This window comes from Paenibacillus sp. Pae15, assembly GCF_024519685.1.
Classification (GTDB): Bacteria; Bacillota; Bacilli; order Paenibacillales; family NBRC-103111; genus Paenibacillus_G; species Paenibacillus_G naphthalenovorans.
This window is the reverse complement of the sequence record NZ_JALJRM010000003.1, coordinates 75,699-98,351: the sequence shown is the minus strand read 5'-3', so window position 1 is coordinate 98,351 and position 22,653 is coordinate 75,699. Positions and strand designations below refer to the sequence as shown.

Below are 22,653 nucleotides of genomic sequence, written 5' to 3'. Positions count from 1 at the left end.
GGCGTACCTCAGCCAATGTTTTTTAGATGGGCCGGGTGCCGTGTGAAGTGTGTGGCCTATGTTGGACTACAGGATGAAGATGTTCGAAGGTGCGTGAACCGATGCTGCAGTTGTCCGTCGACATGCTGGAAAGAGTTGGATTTTTGATCGCATTGGCTTTTGTTTTCTCACGCAGCCGTTGGATGAGAAGCTATATGAATTATCAGGGGGACAAGTCGTATCAATGGCGGTTCCTTGTCTTTTTTAGCGCCTATGCGATGCTTGGCACGTATTCCGGTGTAAGCGTTTCAAATTACACCTACCAGCCGGCCCCGTGGATCGGTGAGGTAACCCCGACGGCAGCCATAGCGAATTCCAGAACCGTTGGCGTTGTTATTGCCGGTTTGCTTGGCGGAGTGAAAAGCGGGCTGGTGGTCGGAACGGTGGCCGGTTTGCACAGATACAGCTTGGGCGGCTTTGTAGCGGTGGCTTGTATGGTTGCCCCTATCCTTCAAGGCATCTTGGCCGGACTTTGCAGAAATGCGTTGAAAAGGCGTTTCCGTAAATTTTCATCGATGCAGCTTGCGTTTGTCGTCGGTTTTTTTGCCGAGCTACTGCAAATGGCGCTCATTCTGATGCTGGCCAAGCCATGGGATGAAGCAGTAGAGTTAGTATCGCTCATCGGCTTTCCTCAGGTATTCGCTAACAGCGTTGGCGTCGCTCTTTATTTTGTCTTGTATAACTCCATGGTGCGCGAGGAAGAACGAATCGGTATGGAGCATGCCCATAAAGCTTTGCAAATCGCCGACATGACGATGCCGCTGTGGCGGCTGGAATTCGATCAGGCGGTTCGTGAAATCGCCAAGGTGCTTAACGAGGAGACGAAGGCTGTAGGTGTGTTTTTCAGCAAAAACGGTTCGGAATGGATTGCGGAGGGAAGAAAAACCGGCTTTTGGATAGATATGAATATTGAAATCCAGAATAAGAAACCGATAGGACAATTTCGTTTGTTTTTCGAACGTTTGGACCAGGATGATCATCCTTCCCGGAGGAGAATGCTGGCCTCTCTGGCGGGGCTGCTTTCCCAGCAGTATGCCTTTGTGGAAACCCAGAGGCAGGCACAGCTTCTTGCAGACGCCGAAATCCGTTCTCTGCAGGCGCAGATGAATCCGCATTTTTTGTTTAACGTACTCAATACGGTCAAATCGTTTATTCGAACGAAGCCGGAAGAAGCTCGCCAGATGGTCATGCATTTGTCCCGATTTTTGCGCAAAAATATGAGCAACGGCAATCAAAGGCTGGTTCCGATCCGTGATGAAATCGAGCTGGTGATGTCCTACCTGAACTTAATCAAAGCGCGGCTGGGAGATCAACTGGATTTTTTTATCGATATCGATGAACATGTTTTAGATCGTCAGATTCCTCCTTTTACGATTCAGCCTCTCGTAGAAAACGCCATCGTTCACGGGATTGCCAACGCAGGCAGACCGGGAGTGATTCAAGTTCGGGTCAAGGAAGAGCAGAACGGCGAGGAGCTGCAGACGAGAATTTCCGTTGAAGATGACGGGGTAGGTCTGAAAGCCGGCGGATTAAAACGTCAGGAGGAACACGCGGGTATGGCGCTGCGCAATATTGAGCAGCGTCTAAGCTACCATTACGGAAATGAACGTCCTCTTGAAATTGACAGCAAACCGGGAGAAGGCACAAAAATCAGCTTTTGGGTGAGGTGAAGGCAGATGGGTTGGAATATCGTGATTGCGGACGATGAGGCTCCGGCAAGGGAAGAGCTTGTCTATTTATTGGAGCAGATCGATGATGTGGAAAGTGTGATACAGGCCAACTGCGGTATGGATGCCATCAAAAAGGTAAAAGAACATGCCCCGGATGTGCTGTTTCTGGATATGAACATGCCCGATTTGAACGGGCTTCAAGTGGCCGAAATCGTCGGCGGGATGAATCCGCAGATGAAGATCGTCTTTTCTACCGCTTATGATCAATATGCGGTCGATGCATTCAAGCTGAGGGCTTTCCATTATATGCTCAAGCCCTATGACGAAGAAGATGTGAACATGGTTTTCCGGGAGCTGGGCAAAAAACGCACGGAGATCGGATCGCCAAGCCTGGCCGCCCCTGCCCCCGTTAAGCTGGCGCTTGAAGTGGATGAAGGCATCAAGTATGTATTTCCCAAAGATATTGTGTTTATCAGCAAAGAGGGGAAATATGTACAGGTTCACACGCATGACAAGGCTTACGGGGGGGCCTATACCTTGTCGGAGCTGGAACAAAAGCTGGAGCCGTTCGGCTTCTTTCGCTGCCACAAAAGCTTTCTCGTAAACCTGGCTTCGATTGTCGAAATGAAGACGTGGGTTAACGGCGCCTACGATCTGCTGATGGACGACGCGGCGGGGAGCCGTATACCGGTCAGCCGGAATTATGTGAAGGGCTTACGTTTGAAGCTTGAAATTTAACATCATGCTTCGGTAATCATGCATGTTGCGTTCCAGGCGTTTCGCGCAAATTCCAAACGGTTTATACTGATTGCAAGCGTTGCCAATCTTAAGCCGTTTGGGGGGTATCACATGGGTACGATAAGCTGAGAGATGATGGCTTCCGCATCGCATATGATGGTTTGCGCATAATAAGAAAACGCTTACAATGGAGTGATGACATGATGAAAAACAAATTCGTTTCGTATGTTGTATGGGCAGCTATTGCGGTGTTAGGTGCGGCGGGCTTTGCCATGATCGCGCTGGCGAGCGGCGAGAGCATTTCGGCGGCGTGGTTGATCATAGCGGCGATTTGTACCTATGCGTTCGGTTATCGCTTTTACAGCCGTTTTATCGCCAAGAAGATTTATGAATTAAACGACGATCGGGCAACGCCCGCTCAAGTTCATAACGATGGCAAAGACTTTGTCCCGACGAATAAATATGTACTCTTCGGCCACCATTTTGCGGCCATTGCAGGCGCGGGACCGTTAGTCGGTCCGATTCTGGCCGCACAAATGGGTTATCTGCCCAGCATTTTGTGGATTATCATCGGGGCCGTTCTTGCGGGATGCGTACAAGACTTTGTGACGCTTGTCGGCTCCATGCGCAGAGACGGGAAGTCGCTCGGTCAAATGGCCAAAGACGAAGTGGGGCGATTCGCCGGAACCCTGGCCTCCATCGCCACCCTCGCGATCCTGATCATTATTGTCGCCGTGCTCGGACTTGTCGTCGTCAAAGCATTGGCGGAGTCTCCGTGGGGAATGTTTACGATTGCCATGACGATGCCGATCGCCATTTTTATGGGCTTCTATATGCGCTTTATTCGGCCGGGAAAAGTGATCGAAGGGTCGATTATCGGGTTTGTTTTATTAATGTTCGCTTTATGGGCAGGACAGTATGTAGCGCAAAGCGAGACGCTGTCCCAAATGTTTACCTTCACCGCTCCGCAAATCGCCATCATGATGGTGGTGTACGGATTGATTGCCTCGGTTCTGCCGGTGTGGGTGCTTCTTGCGCCGCGGGATTACTTAAGCTCTTTCTTGAAAATCGGCGTGATCATTCTGCTTGCCGGCGGGATCCTGGTCACCCTGCCGGAACTGCAAATGCCGGCGGTAACCCAATTTATCGACGGTACCGGACCCGTATTCTCCGGCAATTTATTCCCGTTCTTATTCATCACCATTGCTTGCGGTGCCGTATCCGGATTCCACTCCCTGATATCGTCCGGTACGACCCCGAAGCTGATCGAAAGAGAAAGCCATGCGCCTTTTATCGGATATGCAGGGATGGCTGCAGAGTCCTTCGTTGCCGTTATGGCATTGATTGCGGCATGCGCCCTGGAGCCGGGCATTTATTTCGCAATGAACTCCTCCCCGGCCATAATCGGCACGGACGCGGCAGCAGCGGCGGCCAAAATTTCGTCATGGGGCTTCACGGTAACACCGGAGCAAATTACGAGTACCGCGAAGGAAATCGGGGAGAACACCATTCTTTCCAGAACGGGCGGAGCGCCGACGCTCGCCGTCGGGATGGCCGAAATCTTCTCCACGTTCCTGGCCGGCGCCAAAGCGTTCTGGTATCATTTTGCGATTTTGTTTGAAGCCGTATTTATTTTGACGGCGGTTGACGCGGGTACCCGGGTGGGCCGGTTTATGCTGCAGGATTTGGTCGGCAACTTCTATAAGCCGTTCGCTCAAACCCAGGTGTTTAAATACAATGTTCTCGCCTCTTTTGTGGTTTGCGTCGCCTGGGGATATTTCTTGTATCAGGGAGCCGTCGATCCGTTTGGAGGCATCAACTCCTTGTGGGCTCTATTCGGAATCGCGAATCAAATGCTGGCGGCCATCGCTTTGGCTTTAGCGGCAACGATTATGATTAAAATGGGCAAGGCCCGTTACGCCTGGGTAGGCATCGTTCCGTTTGTTTTTCTGTCGGTGACGACATTGACTGCCGGATTCCAAAAAGTGTTCTCCGAACAGGCGAGCATCGGATTTTTGGCGGCGGCGAAAAAATATCAAGAGGGGATCAACAGCGGGCAAGTGATCGCTCCGGCCAAAAATATGGAAGTCATGCAGCAAATTGTGACCAATAACTATGTCGATGCGATTCTTACTCTCTTTTTCGGTATCGTGGTCATTCTGATGATTATCGAATCTTTGCGGGTATGGTACAAAATTCTGGTTCAAAAACAAGAGCTGAAGCTGCAGGAAGCACCGTATGTCAAATCTACATTTGGAGCGTGATGCCGATGGTAAACCTAACGGGATTTGCGAACAAAGCCAAGGCGACGATCAAGGTTATTTTCAACATTCCGGATTATGAGAAATATATAAAGCATCAACAGGACCACCACCCGGATCAAACGCCCTTGACGGAAAAAGAGTTCTATATGCTGTCCCTGAAGGAGCGATACGAAAGCGGGAAAGTCAATCGCTGTTGTTAAAAAACACAAAATCGGAGCAGTGCGGAGTATCATGCCGTGCTGCTCTTTTTTCGTGCTTATGATTGTTTGCGGTTTCATTCAAAAAATGAACGGAAACATTCAGATCATGTAATTTTATCCCCAGTTCCCTTCCTTCACCCTATTATTGACATGAAATGGATTTGACGAGTAATATTAGTAAAACGTATTAGGTTCATCGGCAATAACCGCTAATATACAGGTAACGGGGTGTTAACCGAATGGCCAGCATAAGAGAAATCGCCCGGTTGGCTAACGTATCGCAGAGCACGGCTTCCATGGTGCTCAACGGCAAGGGAGAGCAGTATCGGATTTCTGCAGTAACGCAGCAAAGAATTTGGGAAGCGGCCAGACAATTGAATTACCAGCCGAATATTTCCGCAAGACGTCTGCGCAGCGGAGGCGAAACTGTACTGCCGATCATTGCCTTGTTTTGGGCGCTGGATACCCGGACGGTGTTGATCAGCCGCTTTTTGAAGGGGTTTCAGCAAAAGCTTTTGGATATTGAAGGTGAATACGAAATGCTGATTCAGCCTTATGTGGGAACAAAGCTGCACGAAGTGCAAAGTCTGGCCACAGGCACACGGTTCAACGGCGCGATCATCGCAAACCCGACGGAGCAAGACGAGGCATTTCTGGAGCAGACACAGTTCAACGTCCCGATTGTCTTATACCAAAGAAGCTCCACCCGGTATTCCTCGGTTTATGTCGACAGCTATAAATCCGGAGAGGAAGTCGCCCGCCTGTTTGCCGGCCGGGGACACCGGACCGTCGGGGCTATTGTGCCCGATGTCTCTTCCAAAGCCATCCGGCTACGCAAGGAAGGTTTTTTGGCGAAGGCTTCCGAATTAGGTTTGGAGGCAGCGCCGGAGCATATCGTATTCTCGGAATTTTCCGAGCATGGAGGATACGAGGCGGTCCGGCGGCTTCTGTCCTCAGGTAAAGAGCCGCCAACGGCCTTGTTTGTGATTAGCGACCAGATGGCCGTCGGCACGTTATCGGCATTGAACGAATTCGGCAGGAGAGTACCGGAAGAGATCGAAATCGTCGGTTATGACAATGATGAGGTGACGCAATATACGATCCCGGCGTTATCCACGGTCCATTTGCCGGTTGAAGAGATGGCGGGCGAGTGTGTGAGCATGCTGACGGATTTGATGCACCACAAAGCGGTCGGGCCGTTAACGAAAATTTTTGAAACGCACATGGTTATCCGCAGCTCCTGCGGCGGGTTTAATTAAAGAAGCGGGGAAAGGGCTTTCGCTCAAGTCGTTAAGACATGAGGGAAAGCTTTTTTTAACGGTACTAAGTTCACTAAAACGTTAAAGGGAACTGAGAAATTCTCCGATCGGAGTTTTTTTTATTTTAGGGACTTGCCAATCGAAAAAGTCGTTGACATGAAAACGCTTATTAAATATACTAAAAACGTATTAGCAAAACGTATTAGCAAAACGTATTAGCAGTTTGTGGATACTACGGCAACGAGGTGAGAGGTATAGCCAGCATAAAGGAAATTGCACAGCTTGCGAATGTGTCCCAAGGCACCGCTTCCATGGTGCTTAACGGCAAAGGCGATCAATACCGGATCTCGGCCCTTACGCAGCAAAAAGTGTGGGAGGCTGCCAAAAGCTTGAATTACCAGCCGAATATTTCCGCAAGACGGCTGCGCAGTGGCGGTGAAACCGTTCTGCCGATCATCGCTTTGTTTTGGTCGATCGACACCCGTGCAGCCCTGATCAACCGGTTTTTGAAAGGGCTTCAACATTCATTTGCCCTTTTGGACCAAGAGTATGAACTACTGATCCAACCGTTTGTAGGCACAAGACTGCATGAAGTACGCAGCCTGATTACAGGAACCCGGTTTAACGGAGCGATTATTGCCAATGCCACCGAGGATGATGAAGAATATTTGGAGCAAGCAAACCCTATGGTTCCCATCGTGCTTTATCAGCGAAGCTCAAGCAAGTATTCCTGGGTGAATGTCGACAGCCAAAAGACGGGCGAGGAAGTGGCCATGCTGTTTGCTAGTCGTGATCATCGACAAGTTGGGCTTATTGTTCCGGATGTGTCCTCTTCGGCGATTCGCCTCCGAATGGAAGGCTTTTTGTCGAAGGCCCGCGAGCTGGGTATGGAGATTGCAGACCGGCATATCGTGTATTCGGATTTCTCGGAAAAAGGCGGTTATCAAGCGATCCGGCAGATGCTGGCAAGCGGAGACCTGCCTACGGCGCTGTTTTCCATCAGCGATCAAATGTCCGTCGGAGCTTTGATGGCATTAACGGAAGCCGGCAAGAGAATTCCCGAAGACATGGAGATTGTAGGCCATGACGATGACGAAGTGACGCGGTTTACGATTCCGACGCTGTCCACGGTCCATTTGCCTGTTGAAGAGATGGCGGCGGAGTGTGTCAAGGTGCTGACCGATTTGATGCAGTATAAATCCCATGAATCGGTTCACAAATTGTTCGAATCACATTTGGTGATCCGCAAGTCTTGCGGAGGGAATGGAAAACGCTAATGTTCTGTTGAGAAGGTGAACCCGCCTTCTCGCATTTTGAAGTAAACGCTTTATCATACAGGGCTTAAAAGCAGCTTTGATTTCATATTCTCATTTCCGGATCAAAGCTCTTTAAGATATATAAATTCATGACTGGAGGAACTTGTATGAAGCTCAAAAGGGTGTCTTTAGTTCTTGCCTCAGCCGCATTGATGACGACCGTATTTACGGCATGCCAAAGCAATGGCGGGCAGCCAGCGGGGGAAAATAACGCAGCAGGCGGTACCTCGCAGCAAAGCGGTCCGATCAGGATCGATTATTGGGGCGGTTGGACCGGTCCCGACCTGGAGACGATGAAGGGTCTGGTCGAAAAATTTAATGCTGAACAGAATAAAATTCATGTTGAATTTTCATCCATGCAATGGACTCCGCTGTTTACAAAATTTTTGACGGAGATGAGAGGCGGACATCCTCCGGATGTACTGGCTATGCACCCGTTCGAGCTCGGACAATTTGTGGAGATGGGCGTCTTGGATCCCAAGCCCGTGGAAACGGCGAAGCTGAACAAATCGGATTATTCGGAGTTCGCATGGGAAGGAACGTTCTATAAAGAGAAGCAATACGCCGTACCTTTGGATGTTCACATGCACGGTCTTTTCTATAACACGGAATTGTTAGCCAAAGCCGGAATTACGGCTCCGCCGAAAACAGGGGAAGAGCTGATTGCCATCGGCCAGAAGCTGACCGTGGACAAAAACGGCAAGCATCCTAACGAAAGCGGTTTCGATGAAAATAATATTGTGCAGTACGGTTTGGGTTTTGGCATGAATCATCATTCTTTCTACCAGGTGTATGCTCTGATTAACCAACAGGGCGGCAACCCGTTTACGGAGAGCATGACGAAATTGGAGCTGGATGAACAGAAAGCCGCTAAAGCCTTCGGCTTCCTGCAGGATCTGATCTTCAAGCACAAAATCGTTCCGAAGGGGCAAAAGTCTCCTGTAGACGATTTCACTACGGGGAAAGTCGCGATGTTCATAGACGGTCCTTGGCAAATGCCTAAGCTGGAAGCCTCTAACATCAAATGGGGCAGCGCTCCGTATCCGCAAGTCTTCGAGAAACCGGCGGCGTGGGGGGCAGCAGAGATTCTGACCTTCCCGGTTAACGACAAAGCCGATCCAAGCCAAAAAGCAGCCGCTGTCGAATTCGTCCAGTGGTTGGATAAAAACATCAATGATTGGGCTAAATCGGGTCAGCTGCCTTCCAATAACAATGGAATGGAAGCGGCCAAGAAGCTCCCTGGAAGAGAGGCCTTCGTACAAAGCTTGGATCATTCGGTGCTCCTGCCGTCCCATCCTAAGGCAACCCAATTGTTCTCCAGCACGGCACCGAGCCCGATTTTGACTGCAGCTCAAGACGCCGTACTGAATAACAAAGATCCGCTTGAAATTGCGAGAAAGCTGCAAGCAGACATGAATGCCATTTTGGCTGACAGGTAAACCTGGTTACATGGATGCGGCCGGCAGTATGCCGGCTGTATCCCTTCTACGTAAGCTGATATTATTTGCGGAAGGGTTGTAGACTTTATGAGAAGACAAGGAAAGGTTGCCGCGTTGTTTTTATTGCCTTACTTGTTGATATTCGTTGTCTTTCGTTTCGGACCGAGCGTAGCCGGGCTGTTTGTCGGTTTTCTGAAATGGAATATCGTAGGCGACGCGACGTTTGCCGGTTTGGACAATTTCACGAAGCTTTTTCGTGACCCTATTTTTTATGTTGCTTTAAAGAACACCTTGTTTTTTTTGCTCATGACTTTGCCTCCGCTGGTGATCTTCAGTCTGCTGCTGGCCGTGCTGCTTAACCAAAAGCTGCGGTTCCGCAATGCCGTCAGAACCATATCCATTGTTCCGTATATTCTGATCCCGGCGGTGGTGGGGATTATCTGGAACTGGTTGTACGATAACAATTTCGGGATTTTGAATTATTATTTGAAATGGTTGGGCATGGCGCCGGTAGAATGGTTAACGAATGAAAAATATGCGCTTTTCTCCGTAGCGATTGTTACCGTATGGTCTTATCTCGGCTACAATATGATCTTGTACTTGGCGGGCCTGCAGGACATTTCAAAGGATTTGTATGAGGCATCCACCATTGACGGGGCCAACAAATACCAGACGTTTATGAAAATTACACTGCCGCTTTTAAAGCCGATTACCTCGATGATCATTACTTTAACGTTGATTAACACCATTCAAATCTTTGACCAGATTTTTGTCATGACCAACGGCGGACCTGGAACGGCAACGCTTACGCTTGTTCAGTATTTGTATGGAACCGCATTCCAGAACTATAACCTTGGCTACGGTTCCGCCATCGGCATCGCCATTCTTGCGATGTTGGTCCTGATGGTTCAATTGCAATCGAAATTGCTGAAGCTGGATGACTAGGAGTGAATGAAAGCATGAATGTAAAAAAGATTCCCGTATACATCATCATGTTGCTTGCCAGCGTCGTATTCTTGTTTCCTTTGCTCTGGTCATTGATCTCATCACTGAAGCCGGAAGCCAATATCGTAAGCTATCCTCCCAAATGGATACCCGATAAAATGACGCTGGATAATTATTTAATGGTATTGCAAAATTATCCTTATTTAAGCTGGATGAAGAACAGCGTATATATGACTGTCGCCTCTACGATATTTGTTCTGGTTTTGACCACACCGGCGGCGTATGCTTTCGGGCGGCTGCATTTCAGAGGCAAAAAAATTCTCTTTACCCTGGTCGTTTCGATGCTGCTCATTCCGATTCAAGCGTATATTGTTCCACTGTTTCTGCTTGTATCCAAGCTGGGTATTTTGAATACCTATTCTTCCATTATCCTGGTAGCCGGCGCAAACGTAACCAGCGTGTTTATTTTAACGAGCTTCTTCAAAAGCATCCCGAACGAGCTTGAAGAAGCGGCGCGCATCGACGGCTGTCAAGATTTCGGCATTTTTGCAAGAATCATGCTGCCGCTCTGTAAACCTGCCATATCTACGGTTACGATTCTGATGTTTATTACGAACTGGAATAACTTCCTGTGGCCGTTGATTGCCATCAGGGAAAACAGCCTGAAGCCGTTAACCGTCGGGATCGCCCAGTTTATGGGCGGCGCCAATTCCACCGCCCAGTTTCAATACGGTACTTCTCTTGCGGGAGCCTGCATGGCGATTATTCCTTCCGTCATCGTATTCCTGTCGCTGCAGCGGTACTTCGTAGAAGGCATATCCAATACCGGGATCAAGGGATAGAATCTTGAAAAGGAGGAATAGGGGATGTTCACATCCTTAGTCCATGAGCTCATTTTTGATCACGATCGTCCTTTTGTCAGCTGTCATGCCTCTCATTTGGCATTGCTTCCTAATGGAGACGTGCTGGCCGCATGGTTTGGCGGAAGCAGGGAAGGCGCTGACGATGTGGCCATCTGGTGCTCTCGCCGGCAGGGAGAAAGCTGGTCGGCTCCGTTTCAACTGGCCGATGAGGAAGGACTGCCTCATTGGAATCCTGTTTTTCACATGAAGGACAACGGGGAACTCATCCTTTTTTACAAAGTGGGACGGTTATTGAAAGACTGGTACACCCTGTTCAAGGTTTCTCAGGATCAAGGACGGACCTGGTCGGAGCCGGTTGAGCTGGTTGCGGGGGACCGGGGCGGCCGGGGGCCGGTCCGCAACAAGCTGATCGTATTGGCGGACGGAACATGGCTTGCGCCGGGGTCCACGGAAGACGGGATTTGGCAGGCTTTTGTCGACCGGTCTGAGGATCAGGGAGGCCATTGGACGAAGAGCGGCGGCATTCGGATACCGGATATCGATTACAGCAGCATCCAAGCCGTCACAGACAGCGATATTCCGGTTTCGGAGCAATCGTTTGCGGGCAGAGGCGTGATTCAGCCGGCGCTATGGGAGTCCGAACCGGGCAAAGTTCATATGCTGCTCCGCAGTACGGAAGGCTTTATCTATCGCAGCGATTCCGCAGATGGTGGACGAACCTGGTGCGATGCTTATCCCACTTCGCTGCCGAATAATAACAGTGGAATCGATCTAGTAAAGCTGGATAATGGGATGCTCGTATTGGTATGCAACCCGGTTGGGGTCAACTGGGGTCCAAGGACACCGCTTGTATTCATGGTATCTAAGGATAACGGCCGCTCCTGGAGCTGCGAATTCATTCTGGAAGATGAAGAGGGGGAATTTTCTTATCCTGCCATGATTGCGCAGGGGAACCATCTGTACCTGACGTACACTTGGAAAAGAGAAAGCATCGCATTCAGGAAAATATCGGTATCCTTATAGCGGCACACGTACAGATAACCTTCCTAAATATCGGACAGTGAGGGAGAAACCTATGAAGAAACAAATTTCCGCGGGCGTTTGGCCGACGATGGTCACCCCTTTTACAACATCCAACGAAATTGACTACCATGCTCTGGAACGGGCGATCGAATGGTATATCCAAAACGGGGTGGACGGTCTCTTTGCCGTTTGCCAATCCAGTGAAATGTTTTTTTTAAGCCTGGAGGAAAGAGTGAAGCTCGCGGCGTTCGTCAAAGAAAAGGCAGCGGGGCGCGTGCCTGTCATTGCTTCAGGCCATATTTCGGACCGTTACGAAGATCAGGTAACCGAACTCAACGCGATGGCTGCAACAGGCATTGATGCGCTGGTTTTGATTACGAATCGGCTGGCTCGGCAGGATGAATCAGACGAGGTCTGGAAAACCAATCTGGAAAAACTGCTGAACGAAATACCGGAGGATATCGCGCTTGGGTTTTATGAATGTCCTTTTCCGTACAAACGCCTGATTTCACCTGAATTGTTAAAATGGTGTGCGGATACGGGACGGTTCCTGTTCCTCAAAGATACCAGCTGCGATTTGGATAATATGAAAGCGAAAATGGAAGCCGTTCAAGGCACCGGCTTGAATATATACAACGCGAACTCGGCGACGCTGCTTGAAACCATGAAGCTCGGCATTACAGGCTACAGCGGTGTCATGGCCAATTTCCATCCGGATTTGTATGTTTGGTTGATGCGCAACTGGTCCGATAAACCGGAGGAAGCCGACGAACTGAGCAATTTTTTGAGCATCGCCTCTTTGATTGAAAAGCAGCTTTATCCGGTGAACGCCAAATACTATCTTATGCTGGAAGGCATCTTTACCAATTACAACTGCCGGTCTAAAAATCATCTGGAGTTCACGGCCACCAACCGGCTGGAAGTAGAACAGCTGTATCGGCTGACCAAAGCCTATGCCAAACCATCCGCTGCAGTAAAGCGGGCTGACGATGGGATATCCTTATGATGATTGGCGACATGCATAAGTATAATGAAGAAAAGCATTTATACCCCCCAGCGATTCAACAAGGGCTGGAACAGATTGTAAGCCGAAACCTTGCCGCACAGAAACCGGGGAGATATGAGCTCGACGGGCAAATGATGTATGCGTTGGTGCAGGAAATGTCAACGAAGCCTGCGGAGGAGCAGCGGGCGGAATCCCATATGACGTACGCAGATATCCAATTGTTAGTCAGCGGGGAAGAAAAAATCGGATTCAGCCGGTTATCGGCGGAACTGGAGATGGCGGACAACCAGCTTGCTGCACGTGATGTCGCTTATTACAAGTATAGTCATGATGAGTCCGAGATTGTGCTTAAGCCCGGCATGTTCGCCGTGTTTTTCCCGGAGGATGTTCACCGTCCGTGCTGTCATGTCAATGGGGAGAAGCATAGCATCAAAAAGATTGTGGTAAAGGTTCACAGGGATCTGTGGGGATGATATTGAACGCTACAAGCCAGCTGTTTAAGCTGGCTTTTTTGCTGCCGAACCGGCAGGTTAAACCGGTACGATGCGGTTGAAAAAAATGATAATACACCAGGCTCAACAGCCGGAAACCCTTGCTCCGGCGGCATGTTTACCTCTAAAGCGAAATGGTTGAAACAGTACTATTGCCAGTCATGATACCCGAACCTATGATATGAAATGTAAGCGCTATTACAAATGCGGACTTGCGTACTAATCCAGTCAGGAGGTCGTCGGATGAAGCAGGGATATGATGCACAGCCATCCATGATATTGGCCGACAGGGCCAAACGGTCGCCGCTTATGCGGGACATCATCAGAGACCGATGGCTGTATTTTCTTTTATTCCCGGGGGTGCTGTATTTTCTGGTATTTAAATATGTGCCGATGTGGGGCCTGATCATGGCGTTTCAGGACTACAAGCCTCATTTGGGCTTCCTGGGGAGCCCGTGGGTAGGACTGAAGCATTTCGAACGATTTTTCTCGGAACCGCAGTTTTGGATGCTGCTTCGAAATACGCTGCTGCTCGCGATTTACAATCTGGTGTTCTTTTTTCCGCTTCCGATTGTTTTGGCCCTGATGTTAAATGAGGTACGCAAGGAAATGTTTAAACGGTTTGCGCAGACGCTGCTGTATTTGCCGCACTTTGTTTCGTGGGTCGTTGCCGTAGGCATATTCTATGTGCTGTTTACAACAGAGGGCGGAATCATTAACGAGATGATCGCACAGATGGGTATGGAGAAAATACCGTTCCTGCTCAGCGAAGAATGGTTTCGGACGATGATCATCAGCCAATCCATTTGGAAAGAGGCAGGCTGGGGGACGATCATTTTTCTCGCCGCTCTCTCGGGAGTCGATCTGCAGCTGTACGAAGCGGCACGTATCGACGGAGCCGGCCGTTGGCGGCAGCTCTGGCATATTACGCTGCCCGCTATACGGAGTACCATCGTCATCTTGTTTATCCTGCGGCTGGGAAGCTTTTTGGATACCGGTTTTGAGCACATTTTCCTGATGCTGAATTCGATGAACCGGGAAGTTGGGGAAGTGTTCGACACCTATGTGTATGTGAAGGGCTTGACGCAGGCTCAGTACAGCTACAGTGCGGCTGTCGGTATGTTCAAATCGCTTGTCGGACTAGTGCTGGTGGTCGGGGCCAACTGGCTGGCGAAGAAATTCGGCGAAGAGGGCGTCTACTAAAACATCGGGGAGGCTCAATGCCATGGAAGACAAATCTTTAAGCAGCAGGGTATTCAATGCGGTGAACTATTCGCTCCTGTTTATCGTTTCTATCGCTGCCGTCATTCCGTTCGTTTATATTGTGGCCGTTTCATTTGCCGCACCGGAGGAGGTATCCAAGGGAGGGCTGCTGTTGTTTCCTTCCGAATTCACCTTGTCCGCCTATAAATACATATTTTCCACCGACACCATGGCTCGCAGCATTGTTGTATCGATTTATGTAGCCGTATTCGGAACGTTCATCAATCTGCTGTTCACTTCGTTTATGGCCTATCCGTTAGCTCGTACGACGTTGCGGGGACGCCGTCCGATTCTTTTGATGGTGCTGCTTACGATGCTGTTCAGCGGGGGCATGATTCCGACCTATTTCGTCGTCAGATCTTTAGGAATGATCGACACCTACTGGTCTCTTATGATCCCGACGGCTATCAGTGCGTTTAACTTAATCGTTCTCAAAAACTTTTTTCAACAGATTCCCGACGGCTTGGAAGACTCGGCGAAAATGGACGGCTGCAATGATTTGGGGATCTTGTTTCGGATCGTCATCCCCTTATCGATGCCGGCTATGGCGACCTTCGGATTATTTTATGCTGTGGGGCACTGGAATACGTTTTTTAATGCGGTCATGTATATCAACGATTCCGAGAAATGGCCGGTGCAAATCGTATTAAGGCAGATCGTTTTGATGTCCCAGGACCGCATTGGAGATTCCACTGCCCAGCAGGATCCGATGGATTATTTGCCGCAAACGGTACGGATGGCTTCTATTGTCGTCGCGACGTTTCCCATTGTCATGGTCTATCCGTTTTTGCAAAAGTATTTTGCCAAAGGCGTCCTGTTAGGCTCGGTCAAAGGATGATCTGAAAGATCTGCAGGTCTGACTCCGCAGAATGACTTCGATAAGAAGTTTTTCTTCTAAAAGTTATGCTACTTTATATCCGGGAGGGGTAAACATGGAAAGAAAACGTTGTGCAGCTTTGCTTTTGTCGTTGGCGTTAACCGCAGGAACGCTTGCAGCGTGCGCAGAAAAAAGTGAACCGCGGCAAGGGGCGGAAGGACAGCCCGACAGCACACCTCTTGAGGTGACCATCGCCACGCCGCAAGTAGGGGAAGCGCCCAAAAAAGACAGTGAAGTCGAGCTGGCTATCGAGAAATATACGAATGCCAAAGTAGACATTCAATGGATTCCGGCGGCTGCATTTGAAGATAAAAAGAATATTATGATTGCGTCTGACGAAATGCCGAAAGCGTTTAAATTGACGTATAACGCCACAACTCTCAATGCCATTCAATCCGGATTGTTTTGGGAGATCGGACCCTACTTAAATGAATACAAGAATTTATCGGATGCCAATCCGATGTATTACGACAATATCAAGGTGGAAGGAAAACTGTACGGATTGCCGTTGTACCGGGATATCGGACGAGCCGGAATCGTTTACCGGAAGGATTGGTTTGACGCCTTAGGCCTGAAACCGCCGGTAACGCTGGATGATTGGTATAACATTGCAAAAACGATTGCTGAAAAGGATCCTGACCAAAACGGTCAAAATGATACGTACGGTTTGTTTATGGACAGATCGTATAACGACACGGCCCTTAGCAGCAGCTTCTTGACTCGTCTCTCGGTTTCGCAAGGGGCTCCCAATAAATGGGGGATCGAAAACGGGAAAGTCGTAGCTGAATTTATGACGAAACCGTATCAGGATTCGATGAAGCTGCTCAGAAGATTGTATGCCGAAAAATTAATCAATCAGGATTTCTCCGTTGTTCAGACAGCGGATGCCGATAACAAATGGAATTCGGGAAAAGCCGGCATCCGTATTAATACGGTGGCTTCGGCGGCAGCCACCTCTTATGACAACGTGTCCAAATCCGTTCCGAATGCTGCCGTAGATATCGCGCCTTATATGGGGCCTTCCGGCAATCGCGTGCCTGCCGAGCCGGGGAACAACGGGTTTTTCGTATTCCCGAAATCCAGCGTAAAGGATGAAATGGAGTTGAAACGTCTGCTGGGCTTCTTCGATCAACTTCTGGAGCCGGAAATGTCCACGCTGCTGACCAGAGGATTTGAAGGGAAGCACTTTGAGAAGACGCCTGACGGCAAAGCCAAGTTTAAAGATTTGACACTGTTTAACCTCGAGGTGAAGCCGTACCGCGACAGCCTTCCGTCGTTTGAGGTTACAGGCACCGGTCTTCCATTGCAATTAAACGAACTGCAGGCCAAAGGCTGGAAGGTGGTTGCGGATAACCTGCAAAATGCGGTTCCGAATGTGGCGTTGACGCTTACATCGAAGACCTATATGGAAAAGGGCGCAGAGCTGGATACCCTGATTCGCGACGCCCAGACCAAATATATTATGGGCAAAATCGACGACGCCGGTTGGGAAGCTGAACTCGAACGATGGAAAAAAGCGGGCGGCGATCAGGTCATGGAAGAATTTACGGCGGAGTACGGCAAACAGAAAAAGTAGGAGAGCCCTTCATAAAGGGAGGAGGAATAAGATGGATTACGCAGCATTCGGCAAGAAGCTTGAAACGATTACGGCGATCCATATTACGCCTTTTGACGAGGAGACACGCCAAATCGACTGGGAAGGCTTGGAGGCCAACATTGAGTTTTTGATGGCCAACGGCACGGAAGTCATTGTCCCGTGCGGGAATACCGGCGAATTTTATGCGCTCACCCTCGAAGAAGCGAAGGCGGTCATGAAGCGTGTGATCGATACGGTAAACAAACGGGCAATCGTCATGGCAGGAATCGGGTATGCGGCGGATACGGCGGTCGAATTGGGCAGGTATGCCCAGGAAGCGGGCGCCGATTGCGTCATGATTCACCAGCCGGTTCATCCTTACATCACAACTCCCGGCGCGGTCTCTTATTACCGTAAGGTGATCGAAAGCCTTGATATCCCGTCGGTTCTTTATTTTAAGGATGCGCATCTTTCGGACGATATCCTATTGGAGCTGGCCCCGCTGGACAAATGCGTCGGCGTGAAATACGCCATCAACGATTTACCGCGGTTTACCCGGACGGTTCGCCAGGTTTCGGCGAAGCACCATGTGACCTGGATTTGCGGCACGGCGGAGAAATGGGCGCCGTATTTCTACAACGCAGGCGCCAAAGGCTTTACCTCGGGATTAATCAACGTACACCCGGACCTGTCCAAAGGGATGCTGAAGGCTCTGCAAACCCATGATTGGGAAACCGTATGGAAGCTGTGGGAGGAGGCGTTGCCTTTTGAAAACTTGCGGGCTAAATATCATGCAGGAAACAACGTGGCTGTCGTGAAAGAAGCCATGGAACAGCGGGGACTTCGTGCGGGCATCACGCGCGAGCCTGTCGATCCGCTGAATGAAGCGGATAAGAAAGAAGTGACGGCCATCCTTCATCAATGGGGCCTGCTTCCTCTAGTAAAGGAGATCAAACGATGAACCATTTGGATTTGTTAAAGCTCACGGCAGCCCGCACACTGGATTTGACCTTTGAACACTCGGATCAGCCCGGAGGCATTCGCTGGCGCAGGTGGGATTGGTCCATCGGCGTCGCTTTTTATGGACTATGGAAAACGTATGAAATGACCAAGGATGAGGAGATTCCCATTAAGATGAAGCAGTGGATCGATCAGCGGATCGACGCCATTGAGAAAATATGCGTAAATTCGAATTCTCTTTTAATGACCATGTTAGAGCTGAACGAACGTGATCCGGATGAAAAATATGAAAAAGTGTTCCAGACGTTTGATCGCTATCTGATGATAGAGGGCCGACGTACCCCATCCGGTGCATTGGAGCATACGGTATTGGATAACAACTGGGCTCATCAGGTATGGGCGGACACGATATTTATGAGCTTGCTTTATTTGGCGCAGAGAGGACTGGCTTTGCGCAATGAAGAGTACAGGCGGGAAGCGTATAAGCAGCTTGACATTCATTGCAAGCTGTTGTTTGATCCGCAGGTGAATTTATTTGTGCATGGCTGGCACGACGTGGAGCGTAAACCGATCGGTGTGCATTGGGGGCGCGGTAATGCCTGGATGACGGCGGGGATTGTCGAACTGCTGGAGATCGCACCTGAAGATTTGCCCCAACGCCGGGAGCTGACGGATACCCTGCACAAGCAGCTGCAGGCTTTGTCCGGGCTGCAGGATCCGTCCGGATTATGGAGGACGGTATTGAATCACGAAGAAACCTATCTGGAGACCTCGGTAACGGCAGGGGTCGCATATGGCGTGATGAAGGGAATCCGGCTTGGCCTGATCGATCCGAAATTCCGTGGCATGGGCGAGCGGGCTTTATCGGCTGTGGCGGACAACATCGATCAAGAAGGCTATGTAACGGGAGGTTCTACGGGAACGCCGGTGAAAGCGAACGCTTTGGAATATAACCGTATTGCATTTGATATTACCCCATTTACCCAAGGATTGGCTTTGCTGGCTTTATGCGAAGCCGTACGAGGAGAGTAGCCCATGAAAATTTCGGATATTAGGTTAACTGTCGTCGGAATGCCCAGACATACGGGCTTTGTCAGCAAGCATGTGATCGTCGAGATCGAAACGGACGAGGGTCTGACAGGAATTGGTGAGATGTCGGATTTTTCCCACCTGCCTCAGTATTCGCTCGATATTCGGGATATGAAGGCTGTATTGAAGTCCATATTAGTAGGTCAAAATCCGTTTGATATCACTTTGATCAATCAAGAGCTCCTTAGTCATTTCCCGGAAACGATGTTTTATTATGAGAAGGGCAATTTTATCCGCAACGGGGTTGACGCGGCATTGCATGATCTTTGCGCCAAAGCGCTTCAGATTTCCGTGGCCGATTTCATCGGCGGAAGAATGAAGGAAAAAATAAAAGTCTGCTATCCGATTTTCAGACACCGTTTCATGGAAGAGGTGGAAGAGAATCTGAAGGTGGTCCGCGAGCGGTTTCGGCAGGGCTTCGATGTGTTCCGGTTGTATGCCGGAAAAAATCTGGATGCGGATGAAGCGTTCCTCGATGGGGTAAGAACGGAATTCGGCTCGAAGGTCACCATCAAGTCGCTGGATTTTAGCCACCTCTTGGACTGGAAATCCGCTGTACAGGTGACACAACGTTTCTCGTCATATGATGTTCAGCTGATTGAAAGTCCTGCCGTACAGAACGATTTTGAAGGGCTGCGCCATTTCCGTATGAAAGTGGATCATCCGGTAAGCGAACACGTATGGAGCTATCGTCAGCAGTACGAAATGATCAAGCATGATTCGGTCGATATCTTTAATATTTCTCCCATCTTTATCGGCGGTCTAACGAACGCCAGGAAGGCGGCGGCGGCAGCGGAGGTTGCGGGGAAATCCTGCCTGATCGGCACGACGCAAGAGCTGTCGGTCGGAACGGCCGCCATGGCGCACTTAGGCAGCTCCCTGGCCAATTTAAATCATACATCGGATCCGATAGGCCCTGAGTTGTATGCAGGAGACATTGTTAAAAATCCGGTCATCTATGAGAACGGATATCTCCTTGTGCCCGGCCGTGAACGGCATGGTCTGGGGGTCGAATTGGATTGGGAACAAATAGAGAAATATAAAGCGGATGATTTAAGCTGGGGGAATGTTTCAGCTCACCAGCTCCAGGATCGAACCTCTCAAGCCAGGAAGTAGAAATAGACGGAAACCAAAACGATGGTGCGCGGGAAATCCGGCGCCATCGTTTTTATTGGTTGAAAACGCTTATAAAATTGAAATTAACGTGTGATAACCCTTTTCTATCACGGGTAGACATGCTTTCTGATATAATGATAATCAAAAATCTGGTTGGGCTGTTTATCCTTTCCCCGTTTTCTTGTATTTTGATACTTTCTATAGGGTAGGAGAGATTATCTATTGCCTAAGTACTTCTATCGATTGATTCTGTTCACGTTGTTGTTGGTAGCCGCACCCGTTGTATCCATCGGGATGATTTCCTATCACATCGCTTCTCAGGATATCGAAAGAAAGGTCAATGAGGGCAATGCGCAAATTCTGTTGCAAAACCAAATGCGAATCGAGGAAGTATTAAAAAATGTAGAGATGGCGGCGGTACAATATTTAAATTCGTCTCTGGTGATGGATTCGATTCACGATCCTTTGACGCCTGAGGATTTTCAGACGATAGCGAATCTGGGCAGAGGTCTGTACAATCTGCATTCGTTATCGGGGGTAGCCGACACCTATCTGGTGAATATGGAAATGGATTGGATGATCAGCAAACTCGGGTTTACAACGATCAAGGAATTTTCTGACCGGAATGTCCTGGATGAATATGCGGATTATCCGCAAAATTTGTTTTGGCTTGCTTCCGGTTCCGGTCAAGGAAAGCAGGATAACGGCGTTCGAGAAAAGGAGGGGGACCGGATACGCCTGATCGTCAAGCTGCCGATGATTGCCACGTCGACGGCACCCAAGGCCTTGCTGCTCATAGATATGTCCCATAGCGAGCTGGAACAAGATTTGGCACAGGACAAAACCTTGGGAGATATTTATATTTTGAATCGCGAACGGGTTCCTTTTTTGTCCAATCCGGGTTCTGTTCCTATACAGGATGTGGTCATGGAGAAGCTGAGGACCGTGACCGATGCCAGCGGTTATTTTGAAGGAGACGCTATGGCGGTTAACTATAAGGTGTCTCCCTATAATAATTGGACATATGCTTCCGTCGTATCCATTGAGGGAATGACCAGGGAGTCCAAAAAAATTGCTATGTTAACGTTAAACGTATGTTTGGTTATCTTTGTCGTGATCGCCGCCATTGCTTTTTACGGGAGCCGGCGAATGTATTCGCCTATCCGAAGACTGTTTGTCATTATGGAACAGATCGGAGGAGAACCCGCCGATTCAAAGAAGAAAGATGAGTTCGCTTTTATCGAGGACCGGTTCCATGCTTTATTCAGTACGCGAAAACAGCTGCAGCAGCAGCTTCATGGGCAGCTTTCGCAGATGAAAGAGTTTTTTTTGCTTAAGCTGTTTATGGGGCAAATTACGGAAAGTGAATTTTTGTTTAAAAGCGAGACTTATGGTTTCGCCGGCAAGGGGAAGGCTTTGGGGGTGCTGGCGCTGCAAATCGATTCCCTGCAGGAAACCCGATATATGGAAAGCGATAAGGAACTGCTTCTTTTTGCGATCAATAATATCGTAGGCGAACTGCTGCCCGGCCATCGTTTGGTTGGCGCCTTGCTTTTCGACCAGTCTCAGGTATCGCTGTTGACCGGGGACACGGACGAGCCCGCTGAGAACAAGGCGTATTTTCATCAAACGGCCGAACAGATTAAATCGAAGGTTCATGAGCTGCTGCAGCTTAAAACAAGCATCGGGATCAGCCGTTCGTTTTTCCGGTACACCGATGCAATGAACGCTTACTCCGAAGCCTTGGATGCGCTGAAACGAAGAATTAGACTTGGAAGCGATATCATTCTCCATTATGACGATTTCGTCCCGGCGCATGGAGATGTCAAAAGCCTGATTCCTCCATTACATCATCTGGAAGACTACATCGTGAATGCGTTTACATCCGGAGATGCCGAATCGGCGATGGAGCATTTTGATCATTATGTGGCCTCGATCACGGAGAGAGACATCCAGTTTAACGACTATCAGGTTTTCATGCTTCAATTGGTTGCACGCATCTATCAATTGGTTCGGAATGAAGGAGGGAGGCTGGACGGACTGATCGGTTCCAATTCCGCCGTAACGCAATTCGTGAAGTTGAATACGGTGCAAGAGGTGTCGGTATGGTTTAAGACGGAACTGCTGCCGCCGACCATTGCGTTTTTTAAAAAACGTACGGATTCAGAATATATTAATACCGCACATCAAATGGTTCAAATGATTCATGAGCAATATGATGAGGATATATCGCTCGAGTCGTGCGCAGCGGCGCTCAAATTTCATCCGGTGTATTTAAGCCGGGTGTTCAAGAAGGAGATCGGCGTTACGTTCATTGAATATTTGACGGATTACCGGATGACGATGGCAAAAATGATGTTAGAACATACCGATCTGAAGATTACGGAAATCGCGGACCGTCTCAATTATACGAATTCAACCGGCTTTATCCGGACATTCCGGAAGCTGACGGGGATGACGCCGGGACAATACCGGCAAACCCTTTCCAAATTAAAGTAGACGCAGGCACGGCATGCGGA

General features: G+C 49.3%; 19 protein-coding genes. All 19 read left to right on the top strand.

Annotated elements, in window-relative coordinates:
• Positions 1-89 precede the first annotated feature (89 nt).
• The 19 genes from NR121_RS03485 (at position 90) to NR121_RS03395 (ending at position 22,633) form a co-directional block, all read left to right on the top strand.
• On the top strand, positions 90-1,709 hold the full coding sequence (locus NR121_RS03485; protein WP_235594249.1) for a LytS/YhcK type 5TM receptor domain-containing protein: 1,620 nt from the start codon (positions 90-92) through the stop codon (positions 1,707-1,709).
• A gap of 6 nt (positions 1,710-1,715) precedes the next feature.
• A complete protein-coding gene (locus NR121_RS03480; protein ID WP_256830500.1) occupies positions 1,716-2,447 on the top strand; it encodes a LytR/AlgR family response regulator transcription factor in 732 nt (243 codons plus the stop codon).
• 203 nt (positions 2,448-2,650) lie between these two features.
• Positions 2,651-4,711, top strand: coding sequence for a carbon starvation CstA family protein (locus tag NR121_RS03475; RefSeq protein ID WP_256830627.1), 2,061 nt, complete (start codon positions 2,651-2,653; stop codon positions 4,709-4,711).
• 5 nt (positions 4,712-4,716) lie between these two features.
• On the top strand, positions 4,717-4,911 hold the full coding sequence (locus NR121_RS03470) for a YbdD/YjiX family protein (protein ID WP_054818771.1): 195 nt from the start codon (positions 4,717-4,719) through the stop codon (positions 4,909-4,911).
• A 239-nt stretch (positions 4,912-5,150) separates the two neighbouring features.
• The gene (locus NR121_RS03465; RefSeq protein ID WP_256830499.1) at positions 5,151-6,170 is read left to right on the top strand and encodes a LacI family DNA-binding transcriptional regulator; all 1,020 of its coding nucleotides are present in this window, start codon (positions 5,151-5,153) and stop codon (positions 6,168-6,170) included.
• Positions 6,171-6,415: 245 nt separating this feature from the next.
• Positions 6,416-7,447: a LacI family DNA-binding transcriptional regulator gene (locus NR121_RS03460; protein ID WP_235594250.1), complete on the top strand. Its 1,032-nt coding sequence runs from the start codon at positions 6,416-6,418 to the stop codon at positions 7,445-7,447.
• A 146-nt stretch (positions 7,448-7,593) separates the two neighbouring features.
• Positions 7,594-8,925: an ABC transporter substrate-binding protein gene (locus tag NR121_RS03455; RefSeq protein WP_062407432.1), complete on the top strand. Its 1,332-nt coding sequence runs from the start codon at positions 7,594-7,596 to the stop codon at positions 8,923-8,925.
• Between the two features lie 87 nt (positions 8,926-9,012).
• Complete coding sequence (locus tag NR121_RS03450) at positions 9,013-9,870, top strand: carbohydrate ABC transporter permease (protein WP_074727005.1); 858 nt, start codon at positions 9,013-9,015, stop codon at positions 9,868-9,870.
• 14 nt (positions 9,871-9,884) lie between these two features.
• Positions 9,885-10,712: a carbohydrate ABC transporter permease gene (locus NR121_RS03445; protein WP_062407436.1), complete on the top strand. Its 828-nt coding sequence runs from the start codon at positions 9,885-9,887 to the stop codon at positions 10,710-10,712.
• A 24-nt stretch (positions 10,713-10,736) separates the two neighbouring features.
• Complete coding sequence (locus NR121_RS03440; RefSeq protein WP_074727004.1) at positions 10,737-11,756, top strand: sialidase family protein; 1,020 nt, start codon at positions 10,737-10,739, stop codon at positions 11,754-11,756.
• 52 nt (positions 11,757-11,808) lie between these two features.
• Positions 11,809-12,762 (top strand): dihydrodipicolinate synthase family protein, encoded by a 954-nt coding sequence (locus NR121_RS03435; protein WP_054818767.1) that lies wholly within the window; start codon positions 11,809-11,811, stop codon positions 12,760-12,762.
• The gene (locus NR121_RS03430; RefSeq protein ID WP_074727003.1) at positions 12,759-13,235 is read left to right on the top strand and encodes a NanQ anomerase/TabA/YiaL family protein; all 477 of its coding nucleotides are present in this window, start codon (positions 12,759-12,761) and stop codon (positions 13,233-13,235) included. The genes NR121_RS03435 and NR121_RS03430 overlap by 4 nt, the downstream gene beginning before the upstream one ends.
• A gap of 291 nt (positions 13,236-13,526) precedes the next feature.
• Positions 13,527-14,456, top strand: coding sequence for an ABC transporter permease (locus NR121_RS03425; protein WP_235594329.1), 930 nt, complete (start codon positions 13,527-13,529; stop codon positions 14,454-14,456).
• A 22-nt stretch (positions 14,457-14,478) separates the two neighbouring features.
• Positions 14,479-15,354 (top strand): carbohydrate ABC transporter permease, encoded by an 876-nt coding sequence (locus tag NR121_RS03420; RefSeq protein WP_074727002.1) that lies wholly within the window; start codon positions 14,479-14,481, stop codon positions 15,352-15,354.
• 94 nt (positions 15,355-15,448) lie between these two features.
• Positions 15,449-16,969: an extracellular solute-binding protein gene (locus NR121_RS03415; protein WP_062407448.1), complete on the top strand. Its 1,521-nt coding sequence runs from the start codon at positions 15,449-15,451 to the stop codon at positions 16,967-16,969.
• 31 nt (positions 16,970-17,000) lie between these two features.
• Positions 17,001-17,930, top strand: a complete 930-nt coding sequence (locus NR121_RS03410; protein ID WP_074727001.1) for a dihydrodipicolinate synthase family protein — start codon at positions 17,001-17,003, stop codon at positions 17,928-17,930.
• Positions 17,927-18,961, top strand: coding sequence for a glycoside hydrolase family 88/105 protein (locus tag NR121_RS03405; RefSeq protein WP_256830497.1), 1,035 nt, complete (start codon positions 17,927-17,929; stop codon positions 18,959-18,961). Before NR121_RS03410 ends, NR121_RS03405 begins: the two co-directional genes overlap by 4 nt.
• A 3-nt stretch (positions 18,962-18,964) precedes the next feature.
• Entirely contained in the window at positions 18,965-20,134 is a 1,170-nt protein-coding gene (locus NR121_RS03400; RefSeq protein ID WP_256830496.1) for a mandelate racemase/muconate lactonizing enzyme family protein, read from the top strand.
• 222 nt (positions 20,135-20,356) lie between these two features.
• Complete coding sequence (locus NR121_RS03395; protein WP_256830494.1) at positions 20,357-22,633, top strand: helix-turn-helix domain-containing protein; 2,277 nt, start codon at positions 20,357-20,359, stop codon at positions 22,631-22,633.
• Positions 22,634-22,653: the final 20 nt, after the last annotated feature.

Bases quoted from the DNA above. Each gene is read 5' to 3' on its own strand.
- NR121_RS03480 (WP_256830500.1), top strand. From the start codon at position 1,716: ATGGGTTGGAATATCGTGATTGCGGACGATGAGGCTCCGGCAAGGGAA.
- NR121_RS03475 (WP_256830627.1), top strand. From the start codon at position 2,651: ATGAAAAACAAATTCGTTTCGTATGTTGTATGGGCAGCTATTGCGGTG.
- NR121_RS03470 (WP_054818771.1), top strand. From the start codon at position 4,717: ATGGTAAACCTAACGGGATTTGCGAACAAAGCCAAGGCGACGATCAAG.
- NR121_RS03465 (WP_256830499.1), top strand. From the start codon at position 5,151: ATGGCCAGCATAAGAGAAATCGCCCGGTTGGCTAACGTATCGCAGAGC.
- NR121_RS03455 (WP_062407432.1), top strand. From the start codon at position 7,594: ATGAAGCTCAAAAGGGTGTCTTTAGTTCTTGCCTCAGCCGCATTGATG.
- NR121_RS03450 (WP_074727005.1), top strand. From the start codon at position 9,013: ATGAGAAGACAAGGAAAGGTTGCCGCGTTGTTTTTATTGCCTTACTTG.
- NR121_RS03445 (WP_062407436.1), top strand. From the start codon at position 9,885: ATGAATGTAAAAAAGATTCCCGTATACATCATCATGTTGCTTGCCAGC.
- NR121_RS03440 (WP_074727004.1), top strand. From the start codon at position 10,737: ATGTTCACATCCTTAGTCCATGAGCTCATTTTTGATCACGATCGTCCT.
- NR121_RS03435 (WP_054818767.1), top strand. From the start codon at position 11,809: ATGAAGAAACAAATTTCCGCGGGCGTTTGGCCGACGATGGTCACCCCT.
- NR121_RS03430 (WP_074727003.1), top strand. From the start codon at position 12,759: ATGATGATTGGCGACATGCATAAGTATAATGAAGAAAAGCATTTATAC.
- NR121_RS03425 (WP_235594329.1), top strand. From the start codon at position 13,527: ATGATATTGGCCGACAGGGCCAAACGGTCGCCGCTTATGCGGGACATC.
- NR121_RS03420 (WP_074727002.1), top strand. From the start codon at position 14,479: ATGGAAGACAAATCTTTAAGCAGCAGGGTATTCAATGCGGTGAACTAT.
- NR121_RS03415 (WP_062407448.1), top strand. From the start codon at position 15,449: ATGGAAAGAAAACGTTGTGCAGCTTTGCTTTTGTCGTTGGCGTTAACC.
- NR121_RS03410 (WP_074727001.1), top strand. From the start codon at position 17,001: ATGGATTACGCAGCATTCGGCAAGAAGCTTGAAACGATTACGGCGATC.
- NR121_RS03405 (WP_256830497.1), top strand. From the start codon at position 17,927: ATGAACCATTTGGATTTGTTAAAGCTCACGGCAGCCCGCACACTGGAT.
- NR121_RS03400 (WP_256830496.1), top strand. From the start codon at position 18,965: ATGAAAATTTCGGATATTAGGTTAACTGTCGTCGGAATGCCCAGACAT.